General features: G+C 64.9%; 17 protein-coding genes. 8 read left to right on the top strand and 9 right to left on the bottom strand.

Features of this window, described 5'->3' with window-relative positions; genetic code table 11:
- Positions 1-8 precede the first annotated feature (8 nt).
- Positions 9-458 carry a protein tyrosine phosphatase family protein gene (locus ACOHWE_RS15210; RefSeq protein WP_420667565.1) on the top strand — a complete coding sequence of 150 codons (450 nt, stop codon included), beginning with the start codon at positions 9-11 and terminating at the stop codon, positions 456-458.
- Between the two features lie 442 nt (positions 459-900).
- On the opposite strand, the gene ACOHWE_RS15205 is transcribed toward ACOHWE_RS15210, so the two are convergent.
- The 5 genes from ACOHWE_RS15205 to ACOHWE_RS15185 form a co-directional block, all read right to left on the bottom strand.
- Positions 901-1,899, bottom strand: a complete 999-nt coding sequence (locus ACOHWE_RS15205; RefSeq protein ID WP_420667564.1) for a C45 family autoproteolytic acyltransferase/hydrolase — start codon at positions 1,897-1,899, stop codon at positions 901-903.
- A 5-nt stretch (positions 1,900-1,904) separates the two neighbouring features.
- Complete coding sequence (locus tag ACOHWE_RS15200; RefSeq protein WP_420667563.1) at positions 1,905-3,356, bottom strand: biotin carboxylase; 1,452 nt, start codon at positions 3,354-3,356, stop codon at positions 1,905-1,907.
- 20 nt (positions 3,357-3,376) lie between these two features.
- Positions 3,377-6,118 (bottom strand): aminotransferase class I/II-fold pyridoxal phosphate-dependent enzyme, encoded by a 2,742-nt coding sequence (locus tag ACOHWE_RS15195; protein ID WP_420667562.1) that lies wholly within the window; start codon positions 6,116-6,118, stop codon positions 3,377-3,379.
- 51 nt (positions 6,119-6,169) lie between these two features.
- Complete coding sequence (locus tag ACOHWE_RS15190) at positions 6,170-7,138, bottom strand: carbon-nitrogen hydrolase family protein (RefSeq protein WP_420667561.1); 969 nt, start codon at positions 7,136-7,138, stop codon at positions 6,170-6,172.
- Positions 7,139-7,260: 122 nt separating this feature from the next.
- Positions 7,261-7,440 (bottom strand): hypothetical protein, encoded by a 180-nt coding sequence (locus ACOHWE_RS15185; protein WP_420667560.1) that lies wholly within the window; start codon positions 7,438-7,440, stop codon positions 7,261-7,263.
- Positions 7,441-7,780: 340 nt separating this feature from the next.
- Here ACOHWE_RS15185 and ACOHWE_RS15180 point away from each other — a divergent pair, with 340 nt between their 5' ends.
- From ACOHWE_RS15180 to ACOHWE_RS15170, 3 genes are read left to right on the top strand one after another with little or no spacing between them, the layout of a single operon-like run.
- A complete protein-coding gene (locus ACOHWE_RS15180) occupies positions 7,781-8,500 on the top strand; it encodes a hypothetical protein (RefSeq protein ID WP_420667559.1) in 720 nt (239 codons plus the stop codon).
- Positions 8,501-8,505: 5 nt separating this feature from the next.
- Positions 8,506-9,501, top strand: a complete 996-nt coding sequence (locus tag ACOHWE_RS15175) for a hypothetical protein (protein ID WP_420667558.1) — start codon at positions 8,506-8,508, stop codon at positions 9,499-9,501.
- Positions 9,498-10,607: a hypothetical protein gene (locus tag ACOHWE_RS15170; RefSeq protein WP_420667557.1), complete on the top strand. Its 1,110-nt coding sequence runs from the start codon at positions 9,498-9,500 to the stop codon at positions 10,605-10,607. The genes ACOHWE_RS15175 and ACOHWE_RS15170 overlap by 4 nt, the downstream gene beginning before the upstream one ends.
- 20 nt (positions 10,608-10,627) lie before the next feature.
- Here ACOHWE_RS15170 and ACOHWE_RS15165 read toward each other — a convergent pair whose 3' ends face one another.
- From ACOHWE_RS15165 to ACOHWE_RS15155, 3 genes are all read right to left on the bottom strand, one after another.
- Entirely contained in the window at positions 10,628-11,197 is a 570-nt protein-coding gene (locus tag ACOHWE_RS15165; protein ID WP_420667556.1) for a hypothetical protein, read from the bottom strand.
- Between the two features lie 377 nt (positions 11,198-11,574).
- Positions 11,575-14,085, bottom strand: a complete 2,511-nt coding sequence (locus ACOHWE_RS15160) for an ATP-binding protein (protein WP_420667555.1) — start codon at positions 14,083-14,085, stop codon at positions 11,575-11,577.
- A 5-nt stretch (positions 14,086-14,090) separates the two neighbouring features.
- Positions 14,091-14,807 carry a response regulator transcription factor gene (locus tag ACOHWE_RS15155; RefSeq protein ID WP_420667554.1) on the bottom strand — a complete coding sequence of 239 codons (717 nt, stop codon included), beginning with the start codon at positions 14,805-14,807 and terminating at the stop codon, positions 14,091-14,093.
- Positions 14,808-15,059: 252 nt separating this feature from the next.
- Between ACOHWE_RS15155 and phnD the strand changes: the two genes are divergently transcribed.
- The 4 genes from phnD (at position 15,060) to phnE (ACOHWE_RS15135) (ending at position 18,557) form a co-directional block, all read left to right on the top strand.
- Entirely contained in the window at positions 15,060-16,043 is a 984-nt protein-coding gene (phnD, locus tag ACOHWE_RS15150; protein ID WP_420667553.1) for a phosphate/phosphite/phosphonate ABC transporter substrate-binding protein, read from the top strand.
- Between the two features lie 110 nt (positions 16,044-16,153).
- Complete coding sequence (gene phnC, locus ACOHWE_RS15145; RefSeq protein ID WP_420667552.1) at positions 16,154-16,957, top strand: phosphonate ABC transporter ATP-binding protein; 804 nt, start codon at positions 16,154-16,156, stop codon at positions 16,955-16,957.
- Positions 16,954-17,748 carry a phosphonate ABC transporter, permease protein PhnE gene (gene phnE / locus ACOHWE_RS15140; protein WP_420667551.1) on the top strand — a complete coding sequence of 265 codons (795 nt, stop codon included), beginning with the start codon at positions 16,954-16,956 and terminating at the stop codon, positions 17,746-17,748. Before phnC ends, phnE (ACOHWE_RS15140) begins: the two co-directional genes overlap by 4 nt.
- Positions 17,748-18,557 (top strand): phosphonate ABC transporter, permease protein PhnE, encoded by an 810-nt coding sequence (gene phnE, locus ACOHWE_RS15135; protein ID WP_420667574.1) that lies wholly within the window; start codon positions 17,748-17,750, stop codon positions 18,555-18,557. Before phnE (ACOHWE_RS15140) ends, phnE (ACOHWE_RS15135) begins: the two co-directional genes overlap by 1 nt.
- A gap of 43 nt (positions 18,558-18,600) precedes the next feature.
- Here phnE (ACOHWE_RS15135) and ACOHWE_RS15130 read toward each other — a convergent pair whose 3' ends face one another.
- Positions 18,601-19,533, bottom strand: coding sequence for a LysR substrate-binding domain-containing protein (locus ACOHWE_RS15130; protein WP_420667550.1), 933 nt, complete (start codon positions 19,531-19,533; stop codon positions 18,601-18,603).
- Positions 19,534-19,586: the final 53 nt, after the last annotated feature.

Here is a 19,586-nt window from a genome sequence, read left to right as displayed (position 1 = left end):
AGGAACTAATGGACGAGATCGCGACTATTGGCAGCAATCACATCGTTGCCCTTTTCGCCCCCGGAGAGGACGCCCTTCGCAAGGCGGCCTCTTCGGGCATGGCCAGCCTTGTCGATTTCAGAACCGAGGGCGAGAAAGGCCTCTCCTTCGAAAAGGAGCGCCAGGTGGCGGAGACCTTGGGTGTGAACTATTTCCATTTTCCGGTGGCAGCGGAGGCGCTGAGTGACGAGCTTGTGGATGAGTTCCGGCGCTCTCTCGACGATCTGCCGCAGCCGGTATTCCTGCATTGCGCTTCTGGCCGCAGGGCGGGAGCGATGACGCTGATGGCTTTGGCGGCGGATAAGGGCTGGGATGGCGACACTGCTATCGCCGAGGGACGGAAGCGGGGTATCGACCTTGGGGAGGAGGCGATCGGCCAGTTCGTGAAGAAATACGCCGATCGCAAGAGCGGCGGCTGAGGCGGCCGCAGAGCTGCGCGGAAGGGGAAACCGCCAACTTGGAACTGGGACCTTCGCGGAGCCTCCGGAGTGCGGCACCTTATGGGGATTGGCGCATGAAATCGCCTGCCCGGAACGGGCCTAAGGCCAGGCGTTCAAGCCATGCAAGATTCCGAAGCAGGCGTCATCTGCTCCTCTCGTCGGCGCCTGCGCCGGTATCATAAGCCGCTAGCCTGTCCATCGCAGTCTGCGCGGTCATCGCGAGCCCATTCCCCTCCTGGAGCGTCGTGGCTTAAGTCTGCCTGCAGCGCCCGAGACGGGCGGCGACGACCCGCCCGGCGTGGACTTCAAGTCTCGCAGCGCCGCCAGGGCAGGGCGGCTGAAGGGATTGGGGGCGCCGGCCGGCCTGTCTTGAGCCGGCGCCTGCGGCCCGTCTTATCAGCATGGCGTGGTCCGGCAGGCGTCAGGGGCGCATGGCAGGCTGAGATCGGGGATCGGGGTAGCCGACCCCCAGGTGGCCGGTTTCAAACCGATCCAGCTGCTGCCGCCAGGTGCGGCCGGGCCAGAGTAGGTCCACGGAGCGTTCGGCCGGGTGGTAGGCGGCGGTATAGAGCGTGCCGAAGCCGCGGTCGAATGCCAGGGAATAGAGCGGCGGTTTGAGGAAAGCACCAACGAACTTTGCCTTGGGCTCCTCGTGCAATGTCAGACGCTGCAGGAGGAAGCGCTCCCGCTCGACGGAGGCGGTAAGGCGCGCGTGGCTGGTCCATTCGACGCGTTCCTGATGGTTCGTGGCAACCGCCGCGCGGGTGATGAGGGCAGGGCGGTCGGGGGCCAGGAAGGCGGTGAAATAGTTCCGGTGGCGGTCCAGCACCGTCACGTTGTAGCTCATGTGGCAGGGCACCCGGCGCAGCACCTCCTGCGCCTCCTCCAGCGTGCCGCAGGTCTGCAGCAGGTAGCGCAGGATCAGGGGTACGCCGAAGCCGTCCCTGATTGCCCGGCGCCCGCCAAAGGTGAGCGAAACGGAGAGCCCGGCATCGTTCAACCCGTCCAGCAGGCCGAACAGCCCGTCCGATGTTCCCATGACCTGCCGCCCGTCCCAGCTCGTCTTCAGATAAACAGCGTCAAAGGCCGCCGGGTTGTAATCGTAGTTGCGTACCAGAAGCGGTTCCTGGCCGGGCCAGACCGCCTGGCTGCACCCCGCCAGATAGCGTGGGGGGCAGTAGAAGCTGAGGAAACGCGCCTCCATGTCGCCGCCGCCCACCGCCGTGCAGAGCTGGTCGTAGATCCCTACGATTTCCGGCATGTGGGTCTCCAGCGCCCGGCGGCATTCGGCATAGGTCGGCCGGCCTGCCAGGCCCTCGCAGGCCCACCAGTCCAGGTAGGCGGCGCGGTATTCAGAAAAGAGCCCGGACAAAACCTGTCCAGGCTCGGTTTCTTGCAGGGCGCGGAAAGTAAGTTTCATGCCCCCTACATAATCTTGAATGCCGGGTCCTCAAAGGCCTGGGCCGAGGGCAGCGGGCGCGCGGTATAGGCTGACTTGATGCCGTCGATCCAGCGCTTCGATTTGTCGGTCAGCTGGAAGCCCTTGGTCATGGACCGGCCGCGGGTCACCAGAATGCCGAGATCGGCGCCTTCGTAGCGGTAGTCGCCCGCGTTGGAGATGCGCAGAAAGAACGCTTCGTCCTCACTTTCGACTGCGCGGCGGTGGTAGTCGAAGCGGTCAAACACCACCTTGCCGTCCGGACGCATCCGGTAGATGCCAGACTCCGGCGCGGAGGTGACGATGTCGACGTTATCCTCGGTGTGCTTGATCACCATCTGCGACCAGGAATCGATCATATCCGGGTCTGCCCAGCGGTCGTTGAGCTCGCCCACGTCCAGCTTGAACGGCTTCTTCGAGAACTCCAGCAGGTGGAACAGGAACAAAGGCGCATCGGCATGGGCAAAGGCCGCGTGGTTGGTCATGGAGGACGCCCCGGTGATACGCGGGTTCAGCTCGCCCAGCCAGATCTCGCCGGTCTTTTTGTCGATCAGGAAATCCAGCTCGAAATAGCCGCGGTAGCCTTCCTTGCGGAGCTGTTCGCCGAACTTAAAGGTCAGCTCCCGCGCCCGCTCGCGGGTCTTGGGCGGGAAGGCGGTGGAGAAGATCTCGTTGCCGCACCAGCCGCCGCGGTAGGGCGTCAGCTCCTTGAAACCGACCAGCTCGGTCATCAGCGGCCCGACGATGGTGCCCTCGGAGGTCGCGCAGGCCTCGATCGCAGAGCCGCGGCAGTCGATCCGCTTCATGATCTTGATTTCGCCCTGGCCGATGATCTCGTGCTCGTGCTTGCGGAAATCGGCTTCGGATTTGATGAAGAAGGTCGTGTGGCCGGAATCTCCAAAGGCGCTCTGCAGCACCAGGTCGTTGCCCAGATCCGCCTTCTGGCAGATCTCCTTCAGATGCTCGTAGCTCTCCACCTCGGACAGTGTGTTGGGCACCGACGGCACGCCCGCCTTGTTGCCGACGCGGACGGTTTCGATCTTGTTGTCCATGTTGGTGCGCAGCTTCGCTTTGGGGAACCACAGCTCGCCGCCAAGCTCCTTCACCAGCTCCTCGGTCTTTTCGTCGAACATCAGGAACACGAACTTCGGCTTGCCGCCGCGGGTCTTGACGTAGTCGATCACTTCCTTGTGCTGCAGCAGGTAATTGTTGATGTCCTCGATCGACTGGAATTCGTCATGCGGCAGCTCGGAGGGCACAAGGACATTCGGATGGCGGCCGTCGAAACAGTCCATGTAGCAGATGTACTTGAAATTCTTCACCCATTCATCAAGTCCAAGAAGATTAAAGTTCGTCGCTGAGACAAAATAGACCGGGTCCGGGTTGGTGTGAAAATAGCGGCGGATTTCCGAAATGTTTTTCAGAACTTTCTTCGGCATGTATGTTCTCCCTGTGAATTCTATTTCTTGACGGACATCAAAGCCTCTTTGGTGAACACGCGCAGCCCGAGATCCTCGCGGTAGCCGTGGATCTCGCTCACATCGAGCGCCCGCATGAAGGACAGGATTTCCGGGCTGATGACCTGCCCCGGCACCAGGATCGGAAAGCCGGGCGGGTAGGGTATGATAAAGCTGGTTGAGACCAGTTCCTCCCCCGCCTCCAGGCGCTGCATCAGGCGGTCGTCGGTCGGGATGTAGTCGCAGTTGTCCTCGTTGTAGGCGAGGAAGAAGGCGGTGCGGATGTCGCCTTCCGGCGTGTCGGTGCCCGCCCGGAAAGCATCGTGAAAGCGGCTGAAGTCGGGCAGCGGCGGGACGTGCTCGATCAGGGCGGAAACCCGGTTTTCGAACGAGCGGCGCTCCATCTTGGAGGCATCGTCCAAAAGCTCGTCCAGTTCGTTTGCGATCTCCACCAGCACTTCTATCAGATAGGCGACCGAGGACCGGGTGGTGCCGATATTGGTCATGAACAGCACCGTGTTGCGGGAGGTCTTGTTGATCTGGATGCCGTATTTGTCCATCAGGATCTTGGTCTTGAAAGTATCGCCGTCCCAGCCGGTACCGCCCACTGCAAGGGTGACGCGGGTCGGGTCCAGCACGAACTCGTCCTCCCGCCACATATGCCAGGTATCGGCCCAGCCGTGATCGGGGTCGTAATAGGCTTCCACCCCGCTGTCGCGGAACTGCTCGGGGATCATCTCCCCGGCGGTCAGGATCCGGAAGTATTTGTTCAGCAGCGGATTGTCGGAAATGGCACGGCGGATCGACATCGCGCTTTCGATCTGCTTCTGCACAAACTCGAACCCCTCCAGCTCCACCTGGCGCCGCCCGACGTCGAGCGAGGCGATGATCTGGTAGTTGGGGGAGGTCGAGGTGTGCGTCATGTAGGCTTCGTGGAAGGACTGCTCGACCTCCCCTTTGAAGTCCTGGTCGTTGACATGGATCATTGAGCCCTGGCGCAGTGCGGTCAGCGTTTTGTGGGTGGACTGGGTGGCATAGACCCGCACCCGCGCATCTGGCGGCGGCACCAGCCGCGTGTTCAGCCACTGGGCCTCGTCCGCGTCTTTAAGTTCCTTCTGCTGGGCTTCCCAGGCTGCTGCGGCCTCAGGCGTGCGCAGCGTGTGACGAAGCGTGTTGGCCACCCCCATCGCGGTGCGCTGCCGGTAGGTCGGGTCAAAGCGCGCAAATCCGAACCAGGCCTCGTCCCAGAGGAAGATCAGGTCCTTCTTGATTGCGAGGCATTCCTCCATCACCCGCTGCACGTTGTAAACGATGCCGTCGAAGGTGCAGTTGGTGAGCAAAACCATCCGGACCCGGTCCAGCTTGCCCGCGGCCTTCAGCTGCAAGAGCGTGTGCTTGATCTCGCGCAGCGGCACCGCGCCGTACATCGAGTGCTCGTGCAGCGGGTAGCTGTCCATGTAGACCACGCTCGCCCCCGCCAGCACCATGCCGTAGTGGTGCGACTTGTGGCAGTCGCGGTCGACCAGCACGATGTCGCCGGGCCGGACCACCGATTGCACCACGATCTTGTTGCAGGTGGAGGTGCCGTTGGTGGCAAAGAACGTGTGCTTGGCCCCGAAGGCGCGCGCCGCCATGTCCTGGGCTTCCTTGATCGGCCCGCGCGGCTCCAAGAGGCTGTCGAGCCCGCCGGAGGTGGCGGAGGTTTCGGCGAGGAATATGTTGGACCCGTAAAAGGCCCCCATGTCCTGGATCCAGTGCGACCGGCTGATCGACTTGCCGCGGCTGATCGGCATGGCGTGGAAGACACCGGTGGGCTGTTTCGAATATTCCTTGAGGGCGGTGAAGAACGGCGTCTTGTAGCGGCGGTCGACACCGCGGAGGATGTTGAGGTGCAGCTCCTGGAAGTCTTCCTGATTATAGAAGACGCGGCGGCAGCGGCCCAGATCGAGCCCGGCAATATCCTCGGCCGAGCGGTCGGTGACTAGGTAGGCGTCCAGCTCGGGGCGGATCTTCTCGATCAGGCGGCAGGATTCGGGGCCGTATTCATGCGGCTCGATCGCATCGACCTCTTCCGCTTCGCTCACCCGGGTCAGGTACTGGCTGAGGATCGGAAGCTCGATCTTGGATTTCAGCGACAAGCCGGGACGCACCACCACGGCCTGGACGTTGTAGTTGAACAGGACGCCGATCAGCGCATCCTCCAGCGAGGGCACGATCACCGGCTCGTAAATGAACGGGTCTTCGACCCGGCGCATTCTCAGCAGGTTCTGCCTTAGAAACCGCTCCTGGGATTCCGAGACATCATCGACGATCAGAACCTCGAAGTAGGGCCGCCCCAGGGCGCGGGCTTCGGGGGCGAGTGCGGCCTCGTCCTCATAGTCCTCGTTGTCGATCTCCTCCGAGGTCAGCGGGATCGACCGCCGCCGGTAGGCGCCGGAAGTCAGCGCCCGAGCGATGCGCCGCACCGCGATCGAAAGATCCCCGGTATTGCCCTGGTGCAGGAGCCGCCGCAGGTGCTCAAAGGCATGGATGCCGGGAAATGCCCAGTACCGTTCAATGGGAGCCAGCACCTCGAACAGGTGCTCGGCCGTGTTCATCAGCTTCTTGCCTTGCCGGCTGTCTGCGCTGTGCCGCGAAAGGCCTTCGGCGGCCTCCCGCAGTGCGCTCCACCGGTCTGCGCGCAGTTGTGTCGCGCTGTAATAGTCTCGGATCGACGGGAATTTCTTTTCAGATTGCAAGTTCAAGACCTGCCCCCCTTTCTGTCGTGTCCGGACCAGCGCCGCTATCCGGTCCGGTTAACCTGAGCCCGCCTTTCCGGGAAAGGCAGAGTAGTATTGCGGCGATAGTATCGATTGGTCGGCCTGTTCCAGCGAGGTCCGGGGATCCGGCGTCTGCAGTCCGCGGGCCGAGCCCTGCCTGGGCGTCTCCAGCGGGCCGAGCGTCTTGAGGTAGGCATCGGCGCCGCTGTTGCGGTCGTAGACGGTGAATTCGGCCTCGCGGTCGCGGAAGCTCTTCAGCACCTGGCCGAGCCCCTTCAGGCCGGTCTCGCGCTGGCGCCGGACCTGGTCGAGGTCGATCTCGATCGGGAACAGGTCCTCCTGGCCCGCCGACTGGTGCAGCACGGTGGCCGCGGGATCGACCACCAGGGACCGGCCGACCCCGCCGGCGCCAAGCCCGTTCACGTCGATGACATAGCACTGGAACTGCGCCGCCGTGGCGCGGGCAATGGCGAGTTCCGCCTCCCGGTCGGTGGTGCCGGTCAGCACCGGGTGCAAGAGCACTTCCACCCCTTGGCTGGTGAGCTGGCGGGTGGTTTCAGGGAACCAGATGTCGTAGCAGATCGACAGCCCGAAGCGGCCGACCTCCGGCACGTCGAACACGCAGAATTCGGTGCCCGCCGAAATCCCGGCTTCGTAAGGGCGGAAGGGAAACATCTTGGAGTATTTGGCGACGATCTCGCCTTCGGGGTTGATCACCACGGAGGTGTTGAAAATCCGGCCGTCTTCAGCCTTTTCAAACATGGAGCCCGGGATCAGCCAGATGCCGAAGCGGCGGGCATCTTCCTGGAACTGCTGGATGGTATCGTTTGGAAAGGGCAGGGCAAAGCGGTCCAGGGGACCGAAGGGCGCAAGTTCGGAAAACAGGACCATCTGTGTCCAGGGAAACCGGGCCATCAGGATCTCGATGCGGTGCCGCATGGCCTCGACGTTCGAGTGCAGGGCGGCGACGTGCATCTGAACACCAGCAATCGCAAAAGGTGTCATATTTGGCGGTTCTCCAGCTGTCTGTGTTACGGCCAGTCTATTTGCGGTTCACTGCCGTGGCTAGGGAATATCCCTGCCGCTGCCGGCCGGGAGGGGGCACTTGGATCGGTGCGGCGGTCGAATCATCCCGCAGCGGCTACCACAGCCCCCAGGCCATCGCGATTGCCAGGAAGGAGATCGGGAAGGCCCAGCATGGCGCTGATCACCAGCGTGCCGGAGGCGGCCGAGGTCACGAACCAAGACCACAGGCGGCGGGTGTCAAAGGCCTCGATCTCCGGCTTCACGCCCGGATCGGTTATCATCTGGGCAGCGCAGGAAATGACCCCGCGCTAATACAGTTTCGGTCAAATACCATGCAAGAGAAAGTAAAATCCCCGCCAATCTTCGAGCTTTGCTGTTCGGCGGGTTCTCCAACATGGTGCAGGCCAGCACGATGGAGCCCCTGCGCAACGTGCCGCGTGCATTCCGGGCTGGCGAGCGGCGTTCGCAGGAGCGGGTTTGGGGGCAAGGCCGGGACGGCGGGGGGGACCGCTGAAGGCTGCTTGGGGCCGGGCGCGCTACCTATGCAAGACAATACTCTTGGTGATTGCCTCCAGGGCTGGCATTATTCTCCCGCAGGGTGATTTTGCAGGAGGTTACTTCATGCGGTGGGCCCTAATTTCAGTAGCCCTGGCTGCATCCGCCCCGACCTTCGCGCAGGAACAGGTGGCGATTGCGCGGCCGTTTGACGGGGTGGTGAATGATCATTTCGACGAGGCCGCTAAGACCTCTGGCGGGGTGCTGGCAGGTCTCAGCGTAGCGGCCGCGGGCCCTTCTGCTTTCGACCCCTCCAACGTGCTGGTCGCAGCGCCGCCGCTGGCGGGCAGCATCATCTGTGTGCGCGGCGTCAGCCGGGACGGGCTCTACTGGACGCGCACGCCCTATGCCCTTGAGGCTGGCGGTTCGGAACGCAGCGCAGTCCGGCTTCAGCCCTTCGCCAACATCGAGTATGAGCGCCACCTGCGCGAATATGCCCGGCAAGACGTGGCGCTGGTCGCCTTCACGGCTGCCGATCGGAACTGTTTCGAGGAGCAGGCACTGTTTCTGCCGGAACTGCCGGCGGGCGGCGGGGCGAAGGAATTGCAGCTCCTGGTGAACTCCGGCTCGCGGCGCACGGAGGTGGAACTGGCACCCGAAGGCGCGGCGGGCGGCGGGCCCGTGCAGGGCAGCTGCGCGATGGTCGGGCACGAGCGGATTGCCTTCGACACCCGCTGCCGGGTGCCTTTCGGCCCTTTGCAAGTCCCTGCCGTGGCGCTCTTGCGGATCAGCCTGGATGACGGCCTGTCCCCGGTCACCAAGACATACCGCGTGCAGCTTCGGTAGGCGTCATGGCGGACCAGACCCAGCAAACCAAGCCACAGGCCAAGCGCGGCGCTGTGGCGTTCGTCCTGGCGGGCCTGGTCCTCACGGGCGTGATCGCGCTCGGGCTGATGGCCGTAGTTACTTGGTGGTTCTCGGCCGCGAAACCGGTGCTCTTTGCCGACGTGCAAACCAACCATGTGTCTTACAAAGCCGACCGCAGCCATTTGGCGATCCTGCCCGTGCGCGGTGCACTTCTGGTCGCCCCCGATGGCGTCTGCGGCGTGGTAGAGGAGGAAGCGGATGGGAGGAAGGTGCCGCGCCTGACCGCCCGCATCACCCCGCCAACCGGGGCCACCGTGGAGTATTTCGCCCTTCCAGGCCTTATCCAGATTAACATCCGCCCCGAGTCCGCGGAGGAAAGGATCCTGGTCGAGGGGCAAGGGGCAAACTGCCAGGTGCAGGGGCGTATGACAGTGCTTCTGCCTGACGAAATACTCCGTCAGAACCTGCCTCTGCCTGTCTTCGGACGGCTGGAGGTGAGCCAGGAAATTGGTATGCCCTCGCGCCCGGACCCCGGCGATTTGCAGGTCGTCACATCCTTTGGAGAAATGGTGCAGCGGCTGCCAAGGTACTTTATCCACGGCGGCACCGCACAGATCCTCGGGCGCTCCTCCTCCCCATTGGACAGCGGCAAGCTGTATCCGGTCGCCGAAAGCAGCTTTCCCATCGTGCGCGGCAGCCGGATAGAGGTGTCGGGCGGGGAGGTCTCGGGCAATGTGATGCGGCGGCCGGGGGAGGCGGCGATGGATCTGCAGTTCACAGTGAATGCCGAAGAGCTGAAACTCTTCCGGCCGGGCAGCCACCAGCAATCCGAGGTCATCGCCGTTGGCCCGATTGCGCGCGCCTTTGGCGACCCGACTATCGCGCCGTTCCTGGTGGCGTTCCTGGTTGTCAGCTTCTTCCTGCAGCTGTGCTTTGGCTTTTACACTGTGTTCGCGGAATGGCGAAAAGGAGACTCATGACGGTTCGGCTGATCCTGGTGTGCTTCGTCTTGGCCGCAGCTCCGGTTTCCGGCGTCCGCGGCGAAACCGTCTTTGTCGCCGCCGCCTTTGCGGAAAAGGCCAACGGGTGGCTGTTCGGTTCGCGCATCGACCGCAGCTGCTGGATCGCCTTCCCCTGGCACCTGGTCGACCGGAGCGGCGGCGAAGGCGGGCTGCGGTATTTCGACCAGTCCGGCCGCGCTGGCGAAACCGGCCGCCCCGCGCGCGCGGTGAAGATTGAAGGCGTGCAGGCCGCGCCCGGTCTGGAGGATCTCGCCTTCGCCCGGGTGACCAGCGGTCGCCGCGCAGGCGAATGCCCCTCGCGGCTGGGCCTGCCAAGCAGTTTCGCCTTTGCCGACGCTTTGCGGGCGGGCGGGCCCTTGCAGCTCACATTTATGCAGGAGGGCACGTTCCGCCGGATGGAAATGGAGCACACACTTGCCACTGCGGATGCGGAGCGCGGCAGCCTGCTGCTTCTGCGCCCGCGCAGCCCGAGGGACTTGGGTTTCCTGCAAAAGGGCATCAGCGGTTCGGTTGCGGAGGTCGACTGGCATGGCCGACTGCGCCCGGCCGCGATGGTGCTGGGGGAGGCCGGCGCCGGAGCCGAAGCCGTAAGGGCGCTGCGCTTCGACCGGATCCGAACGGCGTTCGAGGCGCTGGAGGCACAGCACGCCGGCCCGGGTACCGAACCGGCAGCGGCGGAGAGACTTGGCTTCGCGGTTGTCAGCCTGGCGGCGGACGTGCGGGACGGCTCGGCGCAGCTCACTGCGCTTTCGGGACAGGGCACCTGCTGGCGGGCAGCACCGCCGGCAGGCAGCCGTGCCGTGGAATTGGTGCTGGAAGTTGCTGAGGCCGGGCGCCGCCTCGGCAGCCTGGTCCTGGCCGCGGCACCGGACTGCGCCCCGCCAGCCCGGGCGATCGTCGAGGGCCGGGAGCCGGGCGCGCTTTGGGAGGTGCTGTCCTCGGGCTGCCAGGCCGGACCGGAGCCGCAACTCTGCCGCATCAACCGAGCCGCGCCTTACGAGATCCGTCTGAAGCTGCTGCCGCAGGCCGGGTTCGCTGGACTTTCGCGTATCGCGCTGCAGTGAGCGGGCGCCGCTGGACGGGCTCAGTCCATCAGCTCGGCCGAGATCGGATAGGTGCCGAGATTTCCGCAGTGGACCAGGCCTACCAGCTGCGAGCGCTCCGCCAGATCGGCAGACAGCTGACATTTATAGCTTGCCGATCCCCATTTGACCGGGCCTTCCCACACGATGCCGGGGCCAAGCACTGCCACGGTTCCGCTGTACTCATCCTCCGGTTCCCGGTTCGAGAAGGTCGTGTACCAGGTCGCCGTTCCCGCGCCTGCATCGCCGTTGGCGGCCTGAAACACGAACCCGGTCTGGATGTTCGGGTATAATGGGCCGGGCCGCTCCGGCTTTCCGACGCGGAACCGGATGCGCGGCAGCGCGGCGATCACGATGCGCAGCGCCGCGTTCCTGAGATCCACGTTGTCCGAGGCAAAGACCTGCCGCATGCAGGCTTTGCGGATGTCGATATTGTTGGTGGCAACCGCATCTGAGAGATAGCCGATCACCAGATCCGGGTTCGGATCCCCGCAGGCGTCGCGCCAGCTTTGCAGCGCAGCAGCTATGCTTTGGGCGTTGGACTGGGGGCTCGCCGGGGCTGGAGAGATCACAAGCCCCAGCACGACGGAAAAAAGGCACTTTTGAACATCGATGCACCGGGTTGCAAAAAACTAAACAAGGTAAATCTGGCACCTGTTACAGGGCCGGGTCAAGTTTGCGGCCGGGTCGGCCGGGCATCAGCGGCGGCCAAAATCGGGAAAATAATCGAAACTACTGATAATGATTTCCAGGGTGCCCGGTGTTTCTGCCTCCCGGCAGCTTCGATGCGCGCTCCGGTAGTTTGCTGTTCCTGCAGCCAGGCCGGGATAAGGGCAACGCATTCCATTCCGGGGTGCAGCATCTCCTGTATTTATTCTGTTTTTCTATGGCCTTCTGCCTTCTGCCGTTGCCCCGCTCTGCGGGCATGCAGTTCCGGCCAGTCTCTGCGTCAGGCCGCTGCCAGCCGCGCCGCCCGGATCAGCTCCAGCAGGCTAGGTTCCGTCAGCGGTTTTTCGATTGTCGAGAGCGGCACTGTGCCGTGCAAACCCGCAGGCGCCGGCGGGACGCGGCGGGCGGACATCACGATGACATGGCAGCCCTCCTGCACTTCACCCGCAAGCCGCGCGAGGTCCCAGCCGGAGTGGCCTGCATCGAGGTTCAGATCGCTCAGCATTAGATTCAGAGCCGGCAGCTGCCGCAAGAGCGCCGCGCCTTCGGCATGGCAAGCCGCTTGCCGCACGTCGAGGCCGAAGCGTTCCAGCGCCGCGGCAGCCGCGGCGAGGTAGGCCGGGTCGTCGTCCACCACCAGCGCGGTGCCTTGGAACTGCGGCGGCGCAAGGGGGAGGCCGGCCTCTGCATGGGGCGGGAAGTCCATGGTGACGGTGGTGCCTTCGCCGGGGCGGGAGGCAATCGTGAGCCGGCCGCCCGACTGATGCACAAAGCCGTCCACCATGGACAGCCCCAGCCCGGTGCCGCTGCCATCGCTGCGCGCGGTGAAAAATGGGTCGGTCGCCTGCTGCAGGATCTCGGGCGTCATGCCGCAGCCGTCGTCGCTGATGCGGACGCGGGCGCCGTCACTGCTGCCCTGGCTGCCGCCCCCGACGCAGACCCGAACGGTGCCCGCGCCTTCTATTGCCTGTCCCGCATTGACGCACAGGTTCAGGATTGCGCTTTCCAGCTGGCCAGGGTCGATGCGGGCCAGCACCGCTTCGCCGGGCAGTTCGAATTCCAGGCCGGCCGTTTCCGGCAGCGCTATTTCGAGGAGATCCGCCATTCCTTCCACCAGTTGGGCGATATCCGTGACCTGCGGCTCCAGATGCTGCTTGCGGGCAAAGGCCAGAAGCCGCTCGGTCAGGGAGGTGCCAAGATCCACCGCCGAGCCAATCCGCGCCCGCAGGCGGCGCGCCTCCGCACCCTCGGCCCCGTCCAGGAGATGCAGGTTGCCCGCTATGCTGGAGAGGATGTTGCCGAAATCATGCGCCGCCTCACCGGTGACTTTGCCCAGCGTTTCGACCCGGCGGATCTCCTCCAGCCGTTCGTCTATGCGTTTGCGCTCGGTGGTTTCCGACAGGAGCCAGACTGCGCCGCCGTCGGGCAGGGGCGAGTGGCGCAGCTCCAGCACGTGACCCGCGGCATCGCGCCATTCCTCGAACCCGCCGCGCTCAATTGCGCTGGCCTGCCGGGCAAAGGCGGAGCGCGCGAGCAGGTCCTGCATCGCAGGCGCGGGGCCGTCTGCGGGCGGCAGCCGCAAGAGCGTGCGCAGCTTCCCGTTTTCGGCCTCGATCCGGCCATCGGCGGCAGTGATGGCGATGCCGTCCTGAATGTTGCGGAAGACGCGGGCAAACAGCGCGTTCTGGCGCCGGATCTCACCGGTGCGCCGGTCAAGCTTGCGGGCGTTGTCGCGGAACACCTGAAAGGCGAGGAACAGCTGGCCGATCTCGTCCTCCGCCACCCGGGGCGCGGGCAGGGTGCTGCGGTGGTCGCCCGCGGCCAGCTTGCGCATGGCGCCGGCCACCCGCCGCAGGTTGCGCGCGACGTAACGGGAGACGAACAGGGCAGAGAGCACCGCCACCAGGAGGCTCGCTAGCGTCAGCGCGACAAAAGAGTTGATCGCAAACCCGAGGTTCGAGGAGGTCTCCGCCCGTGCCTGCGACAGCCGCGCCTGGGCTTCCTTCACCCGCTGTTCGGCGGATTTGTTGATACGGCCGGTTTCCTGGCGGATGCGGAACAGGGCGTTTTCGGCATCAAGTCCGGCGGCAATCTCACGGTGCTTCAGCAGGAAGACCAGAGCGCTGCGCACAGCCGCCTGTTCGATCTCGTCAAAGGTTGCGCGATGAACGGGCAGCAGCCTTGCGGCCAGGGCCTTTCGGTCTTTGGCATAACGGCGGGAGAACTCGCCCAGTTCGATCATCTCCTTCGCCTGCACCGCGCCGATGACGCTGGCGGTGAGCCCTTGCAGCCCGGCCCAGACCTCGCGCTCGGCCAGCGGCAGGGAGGTATCGCCGGCAAGCCGCCGCACCCTCCGGGAGAGCCGCTGCATGTCTCGACCGATTGCGGTCAGCTCCGCCTTGCGGGCGGCCTGCGGCTCCAGCGCCGCGCTCAGATCGCCAATGGCGATGCGCAACCGCGCCACCGGCAGGTCCAGCGCCGGATCGCGCGCCAGATGTGTCTCGATGCTGCGCAGGTTCGCAAGCACGGTCTGGGCTTCGGCCTCCAGCTGGAACGGTGCGAACAGCGCAAACAGGAAGGGCGCTGAGGTTGCCAGGTCGGCGGAGCGCCGCGACAGATCGAGCGCGGCGGAGACCTCGGCCAGCGTGTCCTGATGCAGCGTGTTCATCCACAGCTCGGTGCGGTTCAGCACCCGCATGCCGATCAGGCTGACCAGCAGGATCAGGGCAAACAGCGTGGCGATGGCTGCCGAGAGGTGAAACCGGACGCTGAGCCGGGGCAGGGGCGGCATCGCGTTCAGCCCGCAGAGAGGTGGAAGACGTAGCCCTGCGCGCGCCGGGTCTGAAGATGCACGGGCTTGGAGGGCACCGTCTCGATCTTGCGCCTGAGGCGCAGGATCAGCACATCGATGGTGCGGTCGACATAGCGCTGCATGTCCGAGCCCAGCTCTTCCAGGAGTTCGGGCCGCGGTATCACGCGCTCCGGGTTGCGGGCGAAGTATTCCAGCAGCCGGTATTCGGCGTTGGTGAGCGGGATTTCCTCGCCGTCGCGGTTCAGCAGCCTGCGCGACTGCACGTCGACGCGCATGGTGCCAAAGGCGATGCCTTGTCCGTTCGCGGGTTTCAGGCTGCCAAGCCCGTAGCGGCGGAGCACCGCGCGGATGCGGGCGACCAGTTCGCGCGGATTGAAGGGCTTGATGAGGTAGTCGTCGGCGCCGGTCTCCAGCCCGATGATCTTGTCGATCTCGTCCCCGGCGCCGGTCAGCATGACGATGGGGATATCGTAGCGCTCCCGGATGTGGATCGCCAGCGTCAGCCCGGATTCCCCCTGCAGCCGCAGGTCGATCAGCGCGAGATCCACCGGCGGCGGGTCGCCAAGCGCGAGGAAGGCGGCGATGTTCTCGCAGCAAATGGGCTCGAACCCGCTGCCCCGCATCAGCGCGGCCAGCGTGTCGCGCACATCCGGGTCATCATCCACGATGGCAATCAGCGGCTCAGCCTTGCCCTGCTGCATGCGTCCCTCCTCCTCAACGGGGGTTTTCGTCTTATCCGGAGACGCCTCCCCGCGCCGTTCCGGAAAATACTAGCATCTCTAGAGGCCAGCGCAGGAGTTTGAAACATTGTTAACATCAAAACCGCCAATCTGCTGTCCGGTTAACATATCGCGTCTGGCCGCCGCCGCGCGCAGGCCTCTAACGTGACAATCACGAGTGCCCGTGACGTGCGGAAGATTGATCCGGCAGCGGCGCTTCAAAGGGAGGAAAACATGGACAAATTCGTAACCCGCGCCGTGGCGGCGCTGGGCATCCTGTCGGCCGCGGCGGTTTCCGTCAGCGCGGCGGAAGACTGCGCCGAGCGCGGCGCGCTCGATGCGCTCTATTGCGACGCCGACGGCGATCTGGTGGCCGACACGCCCACCGATCCGGCCAAGCTGAGCAACCCCGACACGCTGGTCTTCGCCTACACCCCGGTCGAGGACCCGGCCGTCTACGCCGATATCTGGGAACCCTTCATCGCGCATCTGGAAGAGGTGACGGGCAAGGACGTGCAGTTCTTCGCAGTGCAGTCGAACTCGGCCGAGGTCGAGGCGATGCGCTCGGGCCGCCTGCATGTGGCAGGCTTCTCCACCGGGCCGACGCCCTTTGCGGTGAACCTCGCTGGCGCGGTGCCGTTTGCGATCATGGGCGCCGAGGACGGCCAGTTCGGTTACAAGTTGCAAGTCTTCACCCAGGCCGGCTCCGACATCGAGAAGGTGGAGGACCTGGCAGGCCGCCGGGTTGCGCATACCTCGCCGACTTCCAACTCCGGCAACCAGGCGCCGCGCGCGTTGTTCCCGGACCTGGGTGTGGTGCCGGACAAGGACTACGAGGTGATCTATTCCGGTTCGCACGACCAGTCGATGCTGGGCGTGGTTGCGGGCGACTATGACGCCGCTCCTGTGGCCTCCGAAGTGGTGGACCGCATGGCCGAGCGCGGGCTTTATGACCCGGCGGACGTGCGCAAGATATGGGAGAGCGATCCGTTCCCGACGACCTCCTTCACCGTGGCGCACAACCTCGACCCGGAGCTGACCGAGAAGATCAAGGAAGCCTTCTTCAGCTTCGATTTCGCCGGCACCAAGCTGGGTGACGAGTTTGACGGCGTGAGTAAGTTCATCCCGATAACCTACAAGGATCAGTGGGCAGTCATCCGTCAGATCCAGGCCTCCAACGGAGTGGAATACACGCCCCAGGGCCTCGCCGGGAAATAGCCCCTCCTCACAGCCTTGCCCCGGCCGGTCTTGCGCCGGCCGGGCACACCTGCGGCCCCTGCCTGGCACTTGCGGCAGGGGAGGGGCCGTGCTTTGTCCGAAAGGCCGCCATGCTTAAAATTTCCAAACTGACCAAACGCTACGGCTCCGGCGACCCGGTGCTGAAGGAGCTGGATCTGACCGTGGAGGGCGACCAGGTCACCTCGGTGATCGGCTCCTCCGGCGCGGGCAAGAGCACGCTCCTGCGCTGCATCAACCGGCTGGTCGAGCCGACTTCGGGCTCGATTGAATTGAACGGCACCGAGTTCACTGCCCTGAACCGCCGCCAGCTGCGCGACGCGCGCCGCCGCATCGGCATGGTGTTCCAGAGCTTCAACCTGATCGACCGGCTGACGGTGATGGAGAACGTGCAGTCCGGGCGGCTGGGATACATTTCCACCTGGGCGGCGCTGACCAGGCGCTACCCGCGCGAGGACATCCGCCACGCCTATGAGCTGATGGAGCGGGTGGGCATCGCCCATTACGCCAACAAACGCGCCGACGAGCTGTCGGGCGGCGAGCGCCAGCGGGTCGGTGTGGTGCGCGCGCTGATGCAGCGGCCGGAGATCCTGCTGGCTGATGAACCCACCGCCTCGCTCGACCCCAAGACCTCCGAGCAGATCATGTCGCTCCTGCGCGACCTGGCAAGCGAACTGAAGCTGCCGGTGATCATCAACATCCACAACGTGACCGAGGCCAAACAGTACAGCGACCGCATCGTCGGGATGCGCTACGGACGGATCATCTTCGACGATCTGCCGGGCGCGCTGGGCACGGCCGAGATGGATGCGATCTATGCCGGTGTGCCGGCCCAGGACCGTGCGCAGGCTGGCGTCGGCACGGGTGCGGGGTCCAGTGTCGGGGCCGCGGCATGAGCAGCACTCCGGACACCTGGCGCAAGCCGCCTTTCATTGCGAGCCCCGTGCTGCGCTACGGGCTTTATGCGGCGGCGGGGCTATATTTCTTCGTCACCCTGGCGACGCTGCCGATCGACTGGGACCGCGCCGCCGAGGGGCTGACGCGGGCGCAGCGCATCTTCAGCGGTGCGTTCCCGCCCAGCTTCGACCGCGCGGGCCTCCTGATCGACGGCTTTCTGGAAAGCCTGAAGATCGCCATCCTCGCCACCGTGGGCGGCGTCGCGCTTTCGGTGCCGCTGGCCTTCATGGCGGCGGGCAACATCGCGGTGCGGCCGGTCTACCTCCTGGGCCGGGCTGCCATCATCATCGCGCGCAGCTTCCACCCGGTGATCGTGGCGATCATCTTCGTGAAGGCTGTGGGCTTCGGCCCGCTCGCAGGCGCGCTGACGCTGGTGGTCTATTCCATCGGCTTTGTTGCCAAGCTCCTGGCCGAACGGATCGAGGAAATCGACTTCGGACAGGTCGAGGCGATGCGGTCCGCTGGGGCGGGCTTCGTCGCGACGCTGGCATATGCGGTGATGCCGCAGATCATGCCGCGGCTGGTGGGGCTGGGAATCTACCAGCTCGACAGCAACCTGCGCGCTTCTGCCGTTGTCGGCATCGTCGGTGCGGGCGGTATCGGGGCGACGCTGGCCAATGCCTTCGGGCGCTATGACTACGACTTTGCCCTCGCCATCACTATGGTCATCGTCGGCGTGATCCTGGTGTCGGAAGCGGTGAGCGGATTTGTCAGGAAGCGGATCGCATGATGACCACTCAACCATTGCAACAGTCACTCGACCACTGGTCCCGCTTCACCCTGCGCCAGCGGCTGATGCGCTATGGCGGGCTGGCGTTGACGCTCCTTGTGGTGGGCTGGGCGCTGGGCAGCATCGACGTGATCTGGGAATGGGTCTGGGACGCACCAGCGCAGATGGGCGACCTCTTCGCCCGCATGATGCCGCCTGATCCCAGCAACCTGCCTTCGATCCTGGAGGCGATCTGGCAGACCGTGAACATCGCAACGCTGGCGACGATGATTGCCGTCGTCGTGTCGCTGCCGGTCGCCTATATCGCCGCGCAGAACACAACGCCGAACCGGGCCGCGCTTTGGCTGGGGCGGTTCATCCTGGTCTCCTCGCGTTCGGTCAATACGATCATCTGGGCGCTTCTGTTCGTCGCCATCTTCGGCCCCGGCATCGTCGCAGGCATCGCCGCGATCATGTTCCGCTCGATCGGCTTCCTCGGCAAACTGCTGGGCGAGGCAATCGAGGAGATCGACCGCAAGCCGGTGGAAGCGCTGGAGGCCGCGGGCGCTTCCCAGTTCAAGATTGTGCTCTATGCCATCGTGCCGCAGGTGATGCCCGCCTTCTTCGCCGTCGCTATCCTGCGCTGGGACATCAATCTGCGCGAATCCACCGTCTTGGGGCTGGTGGGCGCGGGAGGCATCGGGATGATCCTGCAGGGCGCCATCGACACCTTCAACTGGCCTGAGGTCTCGATGGTCCTGCTTACCATCCTGGCGCTGGTGGTGTTTGGCGAGTTGGTGTCCTCCGCCCTGCGCAAGCGCATCCTGTAGCCGGAAGCCCGCCCGCCGGCGCGCTTGAAGGCCCTGGCCCCGGTCAGGGCTTTCCCGGCTGCACGGCGTCCGCCTGCATCTGCGCATCCCGTGACAGGCATTTGCGCGCCCAGGTGAAGAACTCCTCGGTCGAGCGGCGTTCGGGCGCGGAATGGTCCTGAACGAACCAATAGCTGTAGCGGGAGGTCATCCGGCAGGAAAAAGGCGCCACCAGACGGCCGGTCCTGAGGTCATGCGCAGTGAGCGCAAAGCGTCCGAGCGCCACACCGGTGCCGCCGATCGCGGATTCCAGCATGGTCGCGTCTTCGTCGAAATGTATCTCGGCGGGGTCGCGCGGCCGCTCGTGTCCGGAAGCCGCAAACCAGTCATCCCAGCTGTCCGGGTTATCGCAGCACAGGAGGGTGACGCCGGACAGCGCCTGCGGCGAGGCGGGATCGATCTGCCGCGCCAGGCTGGGCGCCATCACCGGGGCGACGAACTCGTCGGCGATGTGGCGCGCCCGCACTGCGGGCCAGTTGCCGACGCCGTAGCGGATCGCCGCATCGATGCCGTCGCACCGGAAGTCCACCAGCTCGCGCGAAGCCGAGATTCGCAAGTTCGCGCTGCGCACCTCGCCCAGCATGTCCGACAGACGCAGTGCCAGCCACTTGCTGGCCAGCGCGGGCAGCATCGAAATGGTCAAGGTGTCCCGCTCCGCCGGGCTCTGGATGCTGTTCCAGGCGGTGTTGAGGATACAGGCGCTGCTGCGCACCGCTTCGGCCAGGCTCAAGGCTTCCGCCGTGGGGACGAGCGTGCGGCCGTGGCGGCAGAACAGCGGCTTGCCGAGCTGGTCTTCCAGGTCCTTCAGCCGGTGGCTGATCGCGGTTTGCGTCACCAGCAGCTCGCGCGCCGCCCGCGTAGCGCTGCCGAGCCGTACGGTCGCCTCAAGGGCGAGCAGTGATTTCGAGCTCGGAAGCCTGTATGCAGTTTTGTTCATATACCCATGAATAAATCAGATTTTGAAATCGGCAAATACCCGTTTAAGCAGAA

Source organism: Cribrihabitans neustonicus (assembly GCF_048820895.1).
Classification (GTDB): domain Bacteria; phylum Pseudomonadota; class Alphaproteobacteria; order Rhodobacterales; family Rhodobacteraceae; genus Cribrihabitans_A; species Cribrihabitans_A neustonicus.
Note: the sequence above shows the minus strand (reverse complement) of the source record. Positions and strands in the feature narration are given on the sequence as shown.

What these genes read in the sequence shown, in the direction of transcription:
- ACOHWE_RS15210 (WP_420667565.1), top strand. Translation starts at nt 9, where the DNA reads ATGGACGAGATCGCGACTATTGGCAGCAATCACATCGTTGCCCTTTTC.
- ACOHWE_RS15205 (WP_420667564.1), bottom strand. Translation starts at nt 1,899, where the DNA reads ATGAAACTTACTTTCCGCGCCCTGCAAGAAACCGAGCCTGGACAGGTT.
- ACOHWE_RS15200 (WP_420667563.1), bottom strand. Translation starts at nt 3,356, where the DNA reads ATGCCGAAGAAAGTTCTGAAAAACATTTCGGAAATCCGCCGCTATTTT.
- ACOHWE_RS15190 (WP_420667561.1), bottom strand. Translation starts at nt 7,138, where the DNA reads ATGACACCTTTTGCGATTGCTGGTGTTCAGATGCACGTCGCCGCCCTG.
- ACOHWE_RS15185 (WP_420667560.1), bottom strand. Translation starts at nt 7,440, where the DNA reads ATGATAACCGATCCGGGCGTGAAGCCGGAGATCGAGGCCTTTGACACC.
- ACOHWE_RS15180 (WP_420667559.1), top strand. Translation starts at nt 7,781, where the DNA reads ATGCGGTGGGCCCTAATTTCAGTAGCCCTGGCTGCATCCGCCCCGACC.
- ACOHWE_RS15175 (WP_420667558.1), top strand. Translation starts at nt 8,506, where the DNA reads ATGGCGGACCAGACCCAGCAAACCAAGCCACAGGCCAAGCGCGGCGCT.
- ACOHWE_RS15170 (WP_420667557.1), top strand. Translation starts at nt 9,498, where the DNA reads ATGACGGTTCGGCTGATCCTGGTGTGCTTCGTCTTGGCCGCAGCTCCG.
- ACOHWE_RS15160 (WP_420667555.1), bottom strand. Translation starts at nt 14,085, where the DNA reads ATGCCGCCCCTGCCCCGGCTCAGCGTCCGGTTTCACCTCTCGGCAGCC.
- ACOHWE_RS15155 (WP_420667554.1), bottom strand. Translation starts at nt 14,807, where the DNA reads ATGCAGCAGGGCAAGGCTGAGCCGCTGATTGCCATCGTGGATGATGAC.
- phnD (WP_420667553.1), top strand. Translation starts at nt 15,060, where the DNA reads ATGGACAAATTCGTAACCCGCGCCGTGGCGGCGCTGGGCATCCTGTCG.
- phnC (WP_420667552.1), top strand. Translation starts at nt 16,154, where the DNA reads ATGCTTAAAATTTCCAAACTGACCAAACGCTACGGCTCCGGCGACCCG.
- phnE (WP_420667551.1), top strand. Translation starts at nt 16,954, where the DNA reads ATGAGCAGCACTCCGGACACCTGGCGCAAGCCGCCTTTCATTGCGAGC.
- phnE (WP_420667574.1), top strand. Translation starts at nt 17,748, where the DNA reads ATGACCACTCAACCATTGCAACAGTCACTCGACCACTGGTCCCGCTTC.
- ACOHWE_RS15130 (WP_420667550.1), bottom strand. Translation starts at nt 19,533, where the DNA reads ATGAACAAAACTGCATACAGGCTTCCGAGCTCGAAATCACTGCTCGCC.